Source organism: Candidatus Lokiarchaeota archaeon, from assembly GCA_014730275.1.
Lineage (GTDB): Archaea > Asgardarchaeota > Thorarchaeia > Thorarchaeales > Thorarchaeaceae > WJIL01.
The window spans coordinates 1-16,139 of the sequence record WJIL01000151.1 but is presented as its reverse complement, the minus strand read 5'-3'; the positions used below and the strand labels follow the sequence as shown (position 1 = coordinate 16,139).

The following is a 16,139-nucleotide window of genomic DNA, read 5'->3' as shown; positions in this document are numbered from 1 at the left end:
CATGACTCCCGAGAGATTGGTTAAACTCAGACCGGAACAACTCGATGCAATAGTTGGACCGGTCTTTGCAGATAGCCAGATTAGCGTTTTTCATGGTCCCGAACGGGGACTGCTCACAGAGATGGCCCATATAATCGCTCTAGGAGGAGTCTATGCTGGCAATAGATCACTCTATTTGGATGCTGGTGCAGGATTTTCACCGGATCTTCTACGCAGGTTTGGGAAAACCATTGAAGCAGATCAAGCTCTGGCAAAAATCCAGGTTGGCAAGATTCTCTCACTTGCTGAGTTAGAATCTGCTGTTGAATATGCTGGAACACATGATTTCCGTGTCGTTGTTGTTGATAGCCTTACGTCAGCTATGAACCTCAGTGGAAAACCTATGACCAAGAAAATTCACCGGAAACTCTACACTTCTCTGGAGAAGCTACGTGCAGAAGTTAACGAGCATGGGTTACACCTTATGATGACTGCATATTCATCAAAGGGTGCGAAGAAGGCTATCGGGGGGAATGTTCTTGCTCACGCTATTGACTCCTCTATTCGCATGGAGAAATTGGATGTTGGTGACTATGCTGCGCGCATTTTACTGCAATTCTCACCAACAAGTAATAGTGAACAGGCTGTGGTTGTTCATTTGAGTCCATGCGGCTTAGAATCGATGTACGGGGGATTGCATTCTTGGGAGTAGTTGGCTGGGATTTCATTCATTACACAACAGACGACATCAAGATAGAACCTCCAAGTTTGGCAATAGATGTTCCTAACTATTTTTCCCGTCGTTTAGCAGTGAGGCGTGGAACCAGCCGTAAACCGATGCCTTACTTGTCTATTGCACTGAAACTCGCAGAAGGCCTACTCGAACGGCATATTCTCCCAGTTTTCATTTTTGACGGTCCTCCGGAATCGCTTAAGAGACAACCTAATCCAGAGCTTATCCGTTCGGCACGTCGGTTGTACAAACGTTATTTGGAAACCAGAGACCCATTCGACCCTCACATTGCGACTTCTCTCTCTGATAGCCCTGCATTGTCAATGTACTTCATGGCGTTTCATCTCAAAGATGTGTTAGCTGCATCCGGGGTGCCGACAATCACCGCTCCTTCAGAAGCCGAAATGACTGCTGCCGCCCTGTCGAGAGCAAATCGAGTAGGTTCTGTGCTATCTAATGACATCGATACGTTACTCTTTGGAAGTCCTCAGCTAACGAAAGGGATTAGCATCTCCAAGGGGACAATGACTTATGCTACTCTATCACAATTGAAGCAAGAACTCAATCTGGATCTTATGCAGTTACGTGATTTGGCTATTCTGTCGGGGTGCGATTTTCATGATGGTCTTAGAAACGTAGGGCCGCGGAGAGGAGCAATTCAACTGAAGCGTTACGAAGACTTAGAGGGCGTACTACGTGCTAATGGTGTTGCTCATTCAGAGATTGACAGTTTCATTGTGGCAAGAAACACCTTCTATGAAGCAGACCGCATAGATCCATTCATGTTTGAGCTTAGTCTACGACCGCCGAATGCAAGCCAACTCAAAAGACAACTCCTTCCGCTGGAAACGAATAAGACTGTGACTAAGCGTATTAAGGGCCTCACTTGGGCGTGGAAAAGATTTGGTCGGAAACAAACAACACTTGAAGAAATCTGTTGAACTTCTTGGAATTCTCACTTTATGTGTGCCTTAATAATGTCCATCTAGACCTATCTATATGAATGCCAACTATCTGTTCTTGGTTGATTCAGGTTCGGCCCTAGTACCTGCAGAAACCGATGATCTTGCCGGAACCACAACCGAGGAACTCGTGAAGAAAAGCAGGAATACAGAGCTTAGTTTGTTCATGCGAGAGCCTGCAATACAGGAGCTTGCATACAGGCGAAATCCCGCAGTTATTGATATCTGCAATTCTCTGATTCGAAGGCGAGATTTCGACTCTTGGTTTGTAGTTGTACGGGCTCTTGCCCATCTGAGTACTCCCTCTGCAAAAGACGCTCTTCTAGCTATGGGCTCCACCTGCGGTCCTAGTCGTCTGCGCATTCTGGTCAACTTTCTAGGCCGTCTTGTTGGAGAGAGCGATTCGGAGCTTTTCTGCAAGTTGATTCAGGGTATTGCGAAACCCAATTCGATTGACGTTAGCGGATGGACCAAAGCAGCTTTCCACTCGTTACTAGAGGTACATCGAACCCATGGAACTCGGCTTGTTTGGAACTCTTCGCGCAAAATGAGCCCGTTTGTATCGTCTTTCGTTACAAAAACCGGGAAAAAACGGCCAGCCGTTTCTGAACCGGGAACGCATAAGCCTCTAGAAGAAAGAAAGAAAGTTTTTATCTAATCTAAATATGTTGGAGCACTTTTGGGGTTATAGCTAGCCTTCTACAACGCTATACTTTCCTAGTCATACTAATGCAAAGATTCAGACCATCGGTTTCCATAGTATATCTCGTTGAATAACATCAACGAGGCAGAATCTTGCTGAACTGGAACGACCTAGTTGGCTTAGTGATTACGAATATTGTATTGGCGATTACTTTCACGCCATTCGTAATTATCGCAATGACCGTGATTAGGAGTATTGTGCTTCTTGCGGGACAAAAACGCGAGTTTGAGGAATGGACAAGAAATCCATTGCTATCGATTCTCTCAATCATCTTCCTGCCTGGCTCATTGGTATATATCGGCATTCGATACCTAGTCTGCAGTGCCTTTGGTTTCAGGATCGAGAGCATCGGTACTTCAACAACCTATGGTGAAGTCAATCTATATCTAAACGTTGAGCGGCCACCACGAGTGGGTGCAGTTATCGCCGCAATCTATGCAATCGTTGTCCTGTCTGTCTTTAGTGCGATGAACCTCATGATACTCCCTATGGCTTTTGCACCTGATTTCTTGCTCCCTGTCATTGGTCTGTATGTTGCTCTTGGAGTTCTCTTCAATGCTTCAATCCGAAGTGGTGACATAACGCTTCTGGGTGCGTCATTGAGGAGGAGACCACGAACCGGCGCTCTCGAGCTTGTGATTGCGATTGTGATTCTGCTTTTCGTTCATACTCAAATCCTGGAGGTCCCGTTTTGAATACACGAAGATTACTTGTTTTGAGCTGTCTGTGTCTATTATTCCTGCTTGCTCCTATGCAAGACACTTCCAATTTAGCACCGCCAACTTCAATCACCGAGCATACACCCAACGAGCGGCAAAGCTTTTCGTTGACTGATGAAATACTTGCAAAAAGCATTCAGAATGTCTTGGTTATTGGCATGGAAGATGGAGGCATACCGTCCAGCCACGTGGACATAGCTTCCCTTCTATCTGATCGGGGTATCCCAACCGAAACAATGACAGAAACTGAACTAGTGGGGCAATCATGTCCTTTTCTGAACGCAAGTGTAATCATTCTAGATGCCAGTCTTGGATTCAACAACGGATCTGCAGTCAGTGACGAGCTGGTCCGTGTTCTTCTTGCTTCTGATGTACCCATTGTTATGATGGGCAGAGCAGCGTGGGTATTGCATCGTCTGCGTGGAATAGGTCCACCCGGGAAGACCGCTACATCAGACACTCTCCTTCAGCCTGCCGAGAAATACGCTGCGGCGGTCTTCCTTTCTCATCCTAACGAGATTCAACATGGAACAACACTTGCTAGTAGCCCAGTTAGCATCCCGATTGACTGCGTTCAAACAAGCAAGTCGAGGATAGTGAATCTAACCACTTCTCCTTCAGGTATGCCCTTCCTGCGATATGATTCATACCCACTTGACTCGTTTCTTTTTGCATCAGAAACGATTGTAGAAATGACACCAGCGGGCAAAGATTTGCTGGAGAATATAATTTGCTTCTCCTCAGTCCTGGGTGAGAGCGAGACTTCCAGGGCAATCTCAGAACAACAGACGGATGAAAGACTGCTTGCTGGTGGTTTCAGGTACCCTCACGAAGATACTACAAGCTCAACATATTGGGCTGCACGTTCAGCAAAGGACATCTACAACACTTCGCAGTGGAATCAGTGGGTGACTCAGCATTCTGCTTTAATTGCTTCAATTTTGGCGGACAAATATGTTGACCTTGGGAGTGAAGGCGCCTTTGCTGATTCAAGATATGTTGGCCACGATGAATTGGCAACAGCTCAAGGTCTTTGGCTGGTTACTGAGTTTGATCTTACGACAGAATTCAACGTTTCTGCATTGACGCAGTATCTTGCCGCGCAGCAACAAACTGATGGCGGTTTTGACAATGATGTGGCCACTACATTTCATGCTCTGGAGTCGCTTTCATCAGCTGGGAAGCTTGGGGAAATTGACACCGTGATGCTCGAAGACTGGTTGAGAGAGTGTCAAATCAAGGGTTCAGAAACGTCGAATCCGGATTACTGGGGCGGTATTGGGCTTCATCCCGATGCAATTATCCCACGTAACTCTTACGCGACTGCATGTGTGCTTTCTTTGGAGATTCTCGGGCACGACTATCAAGAACCCCAGATGCTTGTACAGTGGATTGAGACAAAAACGTCGAATGGTGATGGCAGCTACAACAATTCTGTAGGGAACGACGCGGAGATTACGACTGGAACTGCTTTTGCTCTTACAACGATGGAAAGTTTGGGCATGCTTAGTTCCGAAAATCGAACAAATGGAATCTTCTGGTTGCAACAGCAGCAACATGATTCAGGCGGCTATGGACTAGGATATGCTGATTCTGATGTTGTCGCTAAAACAATGGAAACTTGGCCAGTTGCTCTCTGTGTCGACACTCTTGAATTGCACGATGGGCAAATCAGCACTGGCATTGATAACTATCTCCAAATGATAGAGACTTCGACGGGATTCGAAGTAATGGAGCCCCTTTCCACCATGATGTGGACCAGTCATCTTGCCCGCGCAGCTCGTTACTCACACGTTGCTGGACCAAATCGATCTATGTTATCCTCTTACTTGTCCACCTTCGATGCATTTGCGATGTATCCTTTGTGGGACAATATGACTGCTGCAGCCTCCATAGAGTACAGCTATGATCAATACAAATTGCGAAGCGTCTGGGCTAGTCTCTTTGGGGTTGAGGCGTTCAAAGCTGCTTCTCTTGCACTCCCCTCTGCTCTCGTATCAAAGACAACAAGCTACATCACTTCAAGTCAATATTCTGGAGGCCATTTCAAACCAACACCATATACAGCATCATTCAATGCTGGTATGCAACACTCGGTAGCTGCAATTGAGACCCTTCACCAGATTGATCAGCTCGATTCTATCTCATACAGGTCTGCATTGGAATCAGCAGTTCTTTCTGAGTATGATGGCGGTTCATGGTCAAGCCACGATTGGACCATCAGGCCATACTGCAATGAGCCATCAGCTGTTGATTTCCTATCAACTCGCGCTGCCTTGCGCATTGGATTGATTACCTCGACCATGGCAGAAGAGATAGAGACTGAAATCGAAAACCGTTTGCAGTATGATGATTTCTGGTCACTGAGTAATGATGTTGCAACCTTGGCCCTGCTCAATTCGAGCTCCTTTGATGTTGATCTTAACTCTGTCAATATGACAGCTGTTATGGATGCGCTTGAGGATTCTTTCGGTGAAGGCTGGTTCAATACTAGTGAACTGTGGCAACCAATCTTTACAGCTGACGTACTTGAGTTGGTTTCAACTCTTGGTATCAGACTTGACCTGGTCAATGTGTCCGGAACGAGGTTAGTAACTTCGATTGCAGAAACTGCATCACCAGGAGACTCGCTTGCAATCGATTTGGCTATCACTTCAAATTTGACACAGCACACTGTCAGAGTCAATGCTTTTGGTGATTGGACTACTTTCGAAAATGTATCTTCCAATGATGTAATCTACATTGCTGTCCCGGATGACAAATCTGCATTAGGCCCTCTGAATGTGACTGTAGCTGTGACAGACTATGCTGCTGTAAGAGCTTTCTCTGTGGAACAAGTTACTGTGAGTGGAAATCTTACTGGATTCCTTGATATTGGTTCTTCTGAGATCCTTCAGGGATATATCCTATCGGGGACTGTCAGTTGGCAGCTTTCAACCGGATGTGATGCCGGGGTCACGAATGTTACTGTCTCTCTACACAATGCGACATTCAATGAGGAATCATTCTATGCAAACAGACTATCGCCATTTGATTTTGAAGTATCAACTTTGGACTATTCAGAAGGAAACTACACTCTGGCAGTAACTCTTGAAAGAGAGCATTGTGAACAGCTGGTTCTAACAGAAGAGGTCTCTATTATTGAACCAATATCCACAGATTTAGAATCTTCCGACATCCTAGATGCTGGGATAAATGAGCCAGTCATCATAGCGTACTCTCTAACATTCAGCTGTAACGGAACACCCGTTGAGGGCCAAAACGTAACACTGGAGATTCTGGATTCAAACGATGTTACTGTCCATACTGACAACATGATTTCTGCTCTTTCTGGAAACTCCTTTGAGTGGATTCCCACCGGGCGTGGGAATTACACATATGATCTGTGCACTTGGAACAATGGAAGCATAGAGGGAACCGAAACCCAAGGGAAGATGCTCGTCTATGAAGAGAGCTCGTTAGGTTGGCACATACAGGATGAATATGACCAATACCGTGAAGCGACTCTAACTGCGCAACTCATCTCAGAAGAGGGCATTCCGCTAAGCGGCTTCTGGGTTTCAGTAGAGGTACTCTCTCCCTCAAATGAGGTTTCAGAATGGAATCTTGAAACGAATTCGACTGGCCATGTTTCACTAGTAATTGGCCTCTACGAGAATGGAAACTATTCTGTAGAAGCGATTTTCGAGGGAGCCGATTTCGTGGAAGGATCTAACACCCAATCAAGATTTATCTCCTTCTCGTCAAGCAATATTACCTTCTTATCTCCAATGCATTCCTCGGTGTTGATAACTGATGATCTCCAGATTGTTGTCCTTCTAGAGGATTCCAATTCGAGCCCACTTGTTAATCAAGTGGTATCTATCGCAATCACCTACTTGCCTTCTAGCATAGTATACCAAGATGATTTGCTGACCAATTCATCTGCGATGGTTTCTTTGACCTGGAGCCCTAGCACTGCAGGTGACTATCGCATCAATGCCAGTTTCGATGGAAGTGTTTCGCGGGGGGATGCTTCTAGTGATGTTGACTTAACTGCGAGAATTCCTGTAACCCTCTCAATGGATATCCCTGATGACTTGCTCTGTGGAAACGAATACGACCTGATAATCTACGCCGAAAACCATCTTTCTGAGCCAGTGGATGGTCTAGAAATATCCGCAGTGATTATCCTTCCTAATGGAACATCTATTCACTGGTCTGCAACAACGAATGAGGGTAGTGCGAGTTTTGCATGGAATCCAAAGATCAGAGGTGTCTCCACCATCGAAACCTCATCAGCTAGACAAGGTGTGTATGAAGCCGCGAACTCCAGCATGGCGGTTGAGGTGTTTGATGAAATCACAGTAGATATTCAGTGGCAAGAGGATCCACTTGCCCCCTTGAACAACCAGTTTGCAGTCCATCTGTCTGATTCGTATAACCAAAACCTGGAAGGTATCGAAATCGAAGTCATGGTTTTCCTGAATGGCATGCAAATCATGAATGTAACAGATTCGACGTCTCAAACAGGCAGTATAGCGCTTGAAGTATACCTCAATGAACCTGGGACCGTTGCCATTGAAATCAGTACCGACAAGCAAGATTATCTTCTAAAATGTTCAGACACTCTTGATTCACAGGTATTTGGAATATCTCAGCTCAGTCTGCAGAATTCCGGAATGCCAATTAGTCAAGGAACGACCCTTGGCATTGTGGGCGACCTTTCTGATTGGGCAGATGAACCATTGGTCGGACAACACATCGAGCTTGTCATAATTCAGAGTGGTATTGGAGAAATCAGTAGTGCAAATCTTATTGCCGGTGAGCAGGGCGAATTTGTCTACGCCTATCAGTTTGATGAAGTCGGTGACTTTCAAATCATCGCTACATATACAGGATCACAGCTGAATGCTTCAGATACAGATAGTTTCGTGCAGCGAGTTCAAGTTGTTCCAACTCTTGTTCTCGAGCACGATTGGACATGCTTGGTTGGTCAGGATACACAGTTGAGTATGTTGGTCCTAGATGCACTAGATGCTGCCATTCCTAATCGCAGTTTGACTATCACTATAGAGATGCAAGGCGAGGTAGTTTTTGAAGCGAACTTGCTGTCAGGGACTGATTACAAGCATGTTCACTGGACACCAGATCAACGAGGTCTTGCTACTCTAACCCTAGTCCATGCAGGCGGCAATTACTACCTAGAGAATACTACTATCAGTACGATTTCTGTTATGGCTGAAATTGAGGGTTTGCTCCATCTCAACACAACTTCCTGTGATGTGTATGCTACAGTTGAGGCTATGTATAACCTCACTGGCCAAACAGAGACAAGTGGTGTTTCGGTCATCTTCGAAGCCCTTGACATGAACCTGATTCCATTATGGACGCTGCAAATCGATACCAACGATTCTGGTATGGCGATTGTTTCCTATTTGGCTGATGATGCCTGTGGGAATATTATTCTTCGAGCGCGGCCCGAAGACAACCAGTACTTGGTCGGCGGTGAATCGCAGAAACAGCTAACTGTCAAAACAGAAGCCAAGGTATCTTTAGATGTAACCAACCCAGTCTCAGATGAACAGACGAACATCTGTCTTAGTGTCTATAGCGAGCTAGATACTCCAATTGACGCTATCAACCTCGATATCGAATTGATAAATCCATATGGAGAGACCGTCGATTTAGGGGGGTGGTTGGGCCAGCTTTCACTTACTGTATCGGAAGGAATAGCGGAATTTGGCTTCACTTCAGAAGAACATGGATATCATACCCTCAGCATATCTTTCGCAGGGTCAGCTCTCGTATACGGATTCGAGAATGAATCCATGTTGATGATATACTCTCGTACCTCTGTCAGTATCAATTGCTCTCAAGACTTGGAGGTCGGTGACACACTGCATCTTTCGGCAAAGCTGACCGATAAGCAAGGACATGCTTTGGCTAACATGAATCTCGTCATAGAACTTAGTGGGCCCTCTATCTCGAATGAGGTGACACTGACTACGAATTCTACTGGCTATGTTGAACATAGCAGCATCTTGGAAGAAGAGGGGCTATGGCAGGTGTTTGTACGATTTGAAGGACTCGGAGCCTACCTTCAGAAGGAATCAAGTGTTGAAGTGGATGTTCGATACGGAACTGAGATTCAGGTTGAGATGCTTGATCAAAACGATGTCATAGCTGGAGTTACTCCATTGAACCTGAGTCTGCTGCTTATTGATTCCGGAGGTATACCGCTCGAAGGGCGGGATATTGCATACAACGTGTATCATGAAGAGAACGGACTTGTTTTCAGTGATGAAATTGAGCAATATAGCCATCGTCCAGAGAATGTTAGCATTGCATTCACGAGAGCAGGCAATCATACGATTATCTTCCAATTCCTAGGAACGGACCACTACCATCCTAGTAGCAGTACCATAGTGGTCTTCGTGCGGGGTACGACGGAGATTACTATAGACGGTCCTATGACGGCAGATAGGTCTAGCCATGCTAATCTTACAATCCAGGTACTCGACGAGGGAGCAGACACAATGTCTGATCTGGAAGGTCTCTACTACGAGCTAGAAGGTCCCAATGGGCTTGTCAATTTGAAAAACCGCACAATACTGAAGGTGGAGAGCATCCAACTGTCTTTGTTTGGCCTTGGCTGTGGCTCCTATCAGCTAACTGCCATGTTTGAAGAGACGGCGCTGAGGCTCGGAGATAACAACGTATTCGAGTTCGAAGTGAGTACGATGACGAGCATAATTCCGGTCAACCAGCAGTTATCTGGTAACCTTCGAGAAGAACATAGCCTGACTGTTATGGTCATTGATTCTATGAACGAAACAATAAATGACGGATCTATCCGAGTGAGCCTATACAATCCAGATGCCGCGGAGATATACGGCAATTCCCTTTCAACAAGTACTCCTATCGACTTAGCCGAAGGACCACCCACGATAAACTGGACGCCGAGAGTGGCCGGGAATTACACACTTGCTTTTTCATACGCAGGTACAGAATTCCGACAGGCATGTGAGCTTTCTATTGTGGTTCTTTCTCGTTACGCTACATCTCTAACATTCTCCGACCTCACAGAGAGCGCTTACTACGACGAGGAATTCAAACTGTCAGTACGACTGGCTAGAGAGAATCACAAAATCGCAGATGCCTCTATTGACATCAAGATTCTATACGAAAGCCAAATCGTGGCTGTACGAACTCTTACGACTGACTGGGTGGGTTCAGCTAAGATTTCATTCAATCTCGAGTATGCCGGGAACTACGATGTCGTCGTTTCCTATCGAGGTTCGGAGATTAACAATCCTTGTTCAATTGAAGGTCAAGTGAGGCTTTTGCCCGAAATAAGCGCTTCTTTGAATGGTTTGTCTGAACCCTATCTAGGAGCAGAATGCAAGGCCAATATCACGCTTGTGATTGCTGGCGCCCGTGAAAACAGCTCTTTCCGGATGATGGGTGAGCTATACGGACCGGAAGGCAACTTGGTAAAGACTATCACCGGATCCACCTCGCGGATGTCCTCCATTGAAGTTGTATTTTCGCCAACCAAAATTGGGGAACATTTTCTCAATCTCACTCTGACTGGTCTTCCTGCCGTTGAGAATGGTTCGATAAGTATATCGTTCTCAATTAGATCTCCGCCAATTAACATACCAATGTCTGAAACAGCGATTCCACTCGGTGGAGGCTTGGGAATCATTGGAGTTCTAGCAGTTGCAGTTCGTAAGCGAATCAAGTCCGTGATCGAAACATTTCCAGAAAAATGGGAGGACTAGAAATCTCGCAAAATGAGTACATATTTGCTTCAAAATAAAAAGACGATGCCAAATGTAAGATTCACCTCATCTTGCATTCCTTCCAAGGGTGGAGCAACAAATGACTAATCCAAAGGAACGTTATGAACTTAAGATAACATATGGCCTAGACGAAAAGGAGGAGGAAGATCTACTTACCAAATTAGGTCAGTATAACTTAGAGAAATCCAATGGGCTATCATCGGACCCAGGAGAACCGATATGCTTAGCACTGAGAAATGAGGACAATCAGGCGGTGGGAGCGCTTTTCGGACAAGCAATCTACAGAAGCCTGTACATTCGTCATCTATGGGTTAATGAGAAACACAGAGGACACGGCTATGGCAAAACTCTCGTGAAGGAAGCTGAGAGAATTGCCAAAGAGAATGGATGCATATCTGCATTCACTTCCACTTATTCGTTTCAGGCTCCGCAGTTCTATCATGCTTTAGGGTATGAGACCTTTGGTGTCTTTGATCGTTTACCCGACGGTATCAGAAAGCTATTCCTCGGCAAGTCTCTGTAGATCCATTATTGCATTTAGATTTTGGTTCTAAATGATACTCTTGTTACTTTGCCTAGAGATCTTCAGCCTTGAGCAAATTGGTTCTGGCTTGGAAAATCGGTCCAACGATACTCATCACGAAACGAACAAAGCCATCTTCCTCTGAAACGAAGCCGATAGTATGACTATCTTCGGCGGTAGCAGGAGCAAGAAGAACCTCCTCGCTATCACGGACACACGCATAGACATCTTTCTCGGATCTGCTTCGCACTCTGATGTTTCCACGGCCAACTATCGGGCGTGCTTTCTCACTCAACTGTGGCGACTCGGTCACAACAAGCTCAACACCGATACTCGACTTCAGTTCTTTGAGAAACTCCGTTGGAATGTCCATTGCTTTGGGTAGAATCATGGTAACCTTAGATTTCGCTCTAGAAAGCATATCTTGCATGTGTGCGAGTATTGCTTTTCGGGTTACGACGTTCCATGTTTTCTTTGCACCTGGGAACTCGGTAGATCCAAGTCGTTCCCAAATCGTGGATAGGCTCTCTGCAACCTGAGTTGCGTCGATTTCCTCCCCGGCAGGAGCAGCAAATGCCTCATCCAAGGTTTCTGCAGTCAGGCCTATCATTGGGCTTTCCTCGAGTTTCTGAACGATATTCGTCAGGCTTGCCTTCATGCTTGACACATGTCCGAGTAGATCGTCGTAGCTCTTCTCTGTGTCTCTGCGTGTGTTCTGAACAAGTTCTTCAACTGTGTTTGAAGCACTCTCAAGCGATTCAGATAAGCCAGCTGCAGCCTTGGAAGTGATTTGATTGCCTGCTGATGAGATAGCTGTGCGAAGTCTGTTTTCAGCCGTCTCCATTTCATTCTGGATATTCTCAGTTGATGATTCGATAGCCATCTTGCCTGATTCCAGTCTTGCCTTGTTACCCTTGAGCGAAGTTGCGATTGTATCATTTACTTTCGTCTGCATAGCTGTTTTCTGCTCGGATAGAACGGAGTTGGTCTCTTCCAATAGGCTGACAATTTCGTTAGTAGCAGTTACAAAGCTCGATTTCGTATTCGCTCGAGCACCAGCTAATTCGTTAGACAGTTCTTCAGAAATCGTGTCTAATTCTGATTCCATTGTCAGCAATGAATTGTCGATTTCGGAAGAGCTTCTGCCCTGTATCAATTCGAGTGATTCTGTGAAGGAATTCATAGCAAGATTTGCTTTATTCTGTGCCTCAGTTTTCCCTTCAGAAGTAAGTGTTCCAATGCGACCTATTAGTGATTCTGACTCGGCCGACAATTCATTTCTGGTTGTCTCTATGAATTCTGCTTTGGCACTCTGATGCTCTTGGGTGAGTTGCTCAGTAGAGCGCTGAAGAGATGAACTGACTGCTTTTCCTGCATTGTCCATCTTCTGTACGCTTTCATCTAGGCTTTGATGTAGCGTTGTAAGCAACTGATTGGTTTCTTCAACAGCTTGGTCCAGTGAGCTCCCTGCAGATTCTTTCTGTTCTCCCAGCTTCGCATCAAGATTTCCAAGTACTGTTCTTCGTACTTGATCGCTTTTTTCAAGAAATCGTTCATGGCTGGAGGACATTTTTGTACGAATGTCTTCAAACATATCCGAACTTGATGCAATCTCAACTTCGATTCTACTATCTATGCTGTTGGTGAGTTCATCATGTTTGTTTCGAGATTCTGTGATATGATTTGACATTTCAGATTCTATGTTTGCTATATGCGATTCTAACGAGGAGCTCATTTGCTCGGTTGCTCGGGAGCTCATTTCCTTAGTTTTTGATTTCGCTCGATTAATTATTCCCATTACTTCTTGCTGCATAGTCTGTGCTAACGACTCTAGGTCAGCAACCGTCTCTTGCGTTACTTCTTCCAAGTCACTATTTGCTGATTCCAGAGTTTGTTTGAGATTGAGAGTGATTGCAGATCTGTAGTTTTCTAATAGTCCTGTAGTCATATCCAGTGATTCGCGATTTAGTGTATTGATATTGGTTCCCGCTGTTTGGATGGCATTCCTAATCTGTTGCTCTTGCTGTACTAGCGACTGTTTGGTTTCTTCCAGGTTTTCCGTAGAGTATCCATCCAATGTATCATAGGATTTCTGGACTGCATTTGATGCAATTCTCTGCATAGAATCGAGAGTGGAATCTGTAAGTGACCTGACCCTGTTATTCATAGACGCCGTCTGCTCAGAAATCATATCGATAGTGTTCTTTGCTGAAGATGAGAATTCAGAGGTGGCACTGTCTAGTGAGCTTCTCATGTTTGATACAGCCTGGTCTTTTGATGATGAGAAGGATGCGACTGAATCATCAAGTGCCTGTGAATGCCTATCGAAGATGGCTTCTTCGTGAGTGTTTCTCTCTCTAATTGCAGAAACCATTTGGGTCTGGAGAGCATCATAGCTCTTTCTGAGAGACTGCACCGTCTCCTGAACGGAGGTCTCCATTTGCTCCTCTGTGGTTTCTAGGTTGGTGCTTAATTCATTCGAAGCCTTTCTCAGTGAGTCGCTGGATTCTTGCTTAGAATCCTGAATTGCGCTCTGCAAGCTGTTTTCGATATTTGTTAGACTTGCTGTTAGAGTATCAGATTGAGAACTGGCGACCTCTTGGAGATTGTTGATTTGGTTATTGATGTTTGAAACTGAATTGGATACCTGATTTGCTACAGCACTGCTAAGATTTGAATTCAAGGCTTGGAGGTTGTCCTTTGTGTCAGATTGAATGCCCGCTAATTCAGCATTAACCTCGTTCTTGAAAGATGTTAGTTTGGATGTGGATTCTGTCAAAACCGATTCTAATTGTGATATGCTGCTCTGACTCCATGAAGACGATAGCTCGCTCATTTCAGTACTGAAATCTGCCTGCGTCGATTCCCTCTCTGTTCTTAGGTCTACGAGCACGGAATCAAAACGGCCGAGGCCTGCCTGTTTCGATTTGCGTATTTCAGCCTCTTTCGATTTGGTGGTTTCTAGGGTTCCAGAGGTGAGGTCCAAGAGCGCATCACGTACCTGCGTAGATGCAGACCTGATTTGCTCCTTGAGCTCCATTCTCAGCGATTCAATACGATTTCCGATTTGACTCACTTCTTGAGCTAAGCCTTCAAATGGGGGAACTGCTTGATACCGTGTAATGATTCCTGGTAACTCAACAATCATCTCCCTCTCTTTCAGATTCTGAAGAATTCGTTCTGTATCGTCTAGACTTTGCTCCCGAAGCAACAGGGCTAGATCACCCTTGGTTATATTACCCAGTGTGATGATAAGAGAGTAAGCTTCCATCTCTTCATCGCTTATATCCACTATTTCATCTGTTTCGGTTTTCTTGGCTTCTTCTCCGCCCTCAGGCAACGTTTCTGAGATTTCCGGTTCTTCTTCATCAGCAGTAGGTTCTCCAATTTCGTCGCTAAATTCTCGATCTGACAATTTGTCTCCACTCCAGGTGTAATTACGGGTTTACAGTGTACCTCCGTATAGAAAAACACACTGGTCGGATTTGTTTTGAATGCTAACTTCCTTAGGTAAACGAGCAATTATCAAATCAAATGGTTGGAACAGCTTTCACTCTATTGAAGCATAACAATCAGAGCAACTCTGCTACTGAAGCGGCAAAGTCCCTTATGTCTTGCAGGTTCTCTTTGAGTATCGAGAATACTACTTTGTTGTCCAATGTCGAATAGAGATGAACGAGTCTATGACGAAATCTTGCCATATCCATCAAGCGATTGCTCAAGCTCGATTCAATAACATCGTTCTCTTCCAACACCTTGAAGACATCGGCATAGTCTTGGGGCTTTCTGTATCCTCGAGACGAGATTATGTGATTGGAAATATCAATACACGCTTCAATGGCTATGTGAAGTGCCCGTTCAGCTATTAAGCGCCTATCAAAATCTCCCATGTATGCTTTTCTGCCTTCTTTTCTTATTCTTTCCAGACGGTCCAGATATTGCTCAATAGTTGAAAGGCGGGATGACACGATTTGAGAATCAATCACCACTAGCATCCTCCAGTAATCTCTTTTTGAGTTGAGCGTCGTAATACTTCCAGATGTACTGCATATCTAGATATTCGTTAATAGTTCTTCTTTCAAATCGAACACGAGCAACAGAATCCCTGTCATAGACGAGAATCCCATCTTTGATAACATTGAATTTCAAAGCAGGTTCTGATTCATTGAGTATGACAAGGTCCAGTCTATCGGTATGCAAAGCATCTGAGATGCGGCGCAATAATTTCCAGTAAATCTCAACCATATCTTGAACCATTTCTTCATCAAGCAAGACTGCGATATCGATATCGCTCATCGGATTGACAGTGTTGGTTGCGTGGGAACCAAAAAGATAGATTGCTTGGATTTTCTGATCAGATTCGAGTGTTGATTTTACACGGGAGATGACCTGATCCTTGTCCATTAGAATCACCTATCTAGGATATGAATGGCAATATGAGACATGCCAAATATTCTATTATCCAATATCAGTCTCATTCATCATAATGATATTTCGCTTTCCCCGTATCTGATTCATCTTATAATACTCTTTATGACTTGCTCCTAAACATAGCTCAGCCATATCGTGAAGATTTTACAAGTGCGGGCCGCGTTACTTTAAGTTGCTAGGCGTAGGATTATATTCGCTGTGGTTCCCTGTTTCGGATCATTTGGAATACGATTGCTTAGCCAAAAATATCCGTTGTATCTATCGAGTAATCTTGAAACAACGCTTAACCCAAGACCAAAGCC

General features: G+C 44.9%; 9 protein-coding genes. 6 read left to right on the top strand and 3 right to left on the bottom strand.

From position 1 onward, the window contains the following. Position 1: 1 nt before the first annotated feature. From GF309_16880 to GF309_16855, 6 genes are all read left to right on the top strand, one after another. On the top strand, positions 2–691 hold the full coding sequence (locus tag GF309_16880) for a hypothetical protein (protein ID MBD3160458.1): 690 nt from the start codon (positions 2–4) through the stop codon (positions 689–691). Next, positions 646–1,653 carry a hypothetical protein gene (locus GF309_16875; protein MBD3160457.1) on the top strand — a complete coding sequence of 336 codons (1,008 nt, stop codon included), beginning with the start codon at positions 646–648 and terminating at the stop codon, positions 1,651–1,653. The genes GF309_16880 and GF309_16875 overlap by 46 nt, the downstream gene beginning before the upstream one ends. A gap of 58 nt (positions 1,654–1,711) precedes the next feature. Next, positions 1,712–2,332, top strand: a complete 621-nt coding sequence (locus GF309_16870; GenBank protein ID MBD3160456.1) for a hypothetical protein — start codon at positions 1,712–1,714, stop codon at positions 2,330–2,332. Positions 2,333–2,469: 137 nt separating this feature from the next. Continuing rightward, on the top strand, positions 2,470–3,072 hold the full coding sequence (locus GF309_16865) for a hypothetical protein (GenBank protein MBD3160455.1): 603 nt from the start codon (positions 2,470–2,472) through the stop codon (positions 3,070–3,072). After that, a complete protein-coding gene (locus GF309_16860; GenBank protein ID MBD3160454.1) occupies positions 3,069–10,862 on the top strand; it encodes a hypothetical protein in 7,794 nt (2,597 codons plus the stop codon). The genes GF309_16865 and GF309_16860 overlap by 4 nt, the downstream gene beginning before the upstream one ends. A 100-nt stretch (positions 10,863–10,962) precedes the next feature. After that, positions 10,963–11,406 carry a GNAT family N-acetyltransferase gene (locus GF309_16855; protein MBD3160453.1) on the top strand — a complete coding sequence of 148 codons (444 nt, stop codon included), beginning with the start codon at positions 10,963–10,965 and terminating at the stop codon, positions 11,404–11,406. 52 nt (positions 11,407–11,458) lie between these two features. Here the strand turns inward: GF309_16855 and GF309_16850 are convergent, their stop codons facing one another. The 3 genes from GF309_16850 to GF309_16840 form a co-directional block, all read right to left on the bottom strand. Beyond that, entirely contained in the window at positions 11,459–14,821 is a 3,363-nt protein-coding gene (locus GF309_16850) for a hypothetical protein (GenBank protein MBD3160452.1), read from the bottom strand. Positions 14,822–14,978: 157 nt separating this feature from the next. Then, on the bottom strand, positions 14,979–15,401 hold the full coding sequence (locus GF309_16845; protein ID MBD3160451.1) for a DUF86 domain-containing protein: 423 nt from the start codon (positions 15,399–15,401) through the stop codon (positions 14,979–14,981). Further along, complete coding sequence (locus GF309_16840) at positions 15,385–15,810, bottom strand: nucleotidyltransferase (protein ID MBD3160450.1); 426 nt, start codon at positions 15,808–15,810, stop codon at positions 15,385–15,387. The genes GF309_16845 and GF309_16840 overlap by 17 nt, the downstream gene beginning before the upstream one ends. Between the last annotated feature and the right edge of the window lie 329 nt (positions 15,811–16,139).

What these genes read in the sequence shown, in the direction of transcription:
- GF309_16880 (MBD3160458.1), top strand. Translation starts at nt 2, where the DNA reads ATGACTCCCGAGAGATTGGTTAAACTCAGACCGGAACAACTCGATGCA.
- GF309_16875 (MBD3160457.1), top strand. Translation starts at nt 646, where the DNA reads ATGCGGCTTAGAATCGATGTACGGGGGATTGCATTCTTGGGAGTAGTT.
- GF309_16870 (MBD3160456.1), top strand. Translation starts at nt 1,712, where the DNA reads ATGAATGCCAACTATCTGTTCTTGGTTGATTCAGGTTCGGCCCTAGTA.
- GF309_16855 (MBD3160453.1), top strand. Translation starts at nt 10,963, where the DNA reads ATGACTAATCCAAAGGAACGTTATGAACTTAAGATAACATATGGCCTA.
- GF309_16845 (MBD3160451.1), bottom strand. Translation starts at nt 15,401, where the DNA reads ATGCTAGTGGTGATTGATTCTCAAATCGTGTCATCCCGCCTTTCAACT.
- GF309_16840 (MBD3160450.1), bottom strand. Translation starts at nt 15,810, where the DNA reads ATGGACAAGGATCAGGTCATCTCCCGTGTAAAATCAACACTCGAATCT.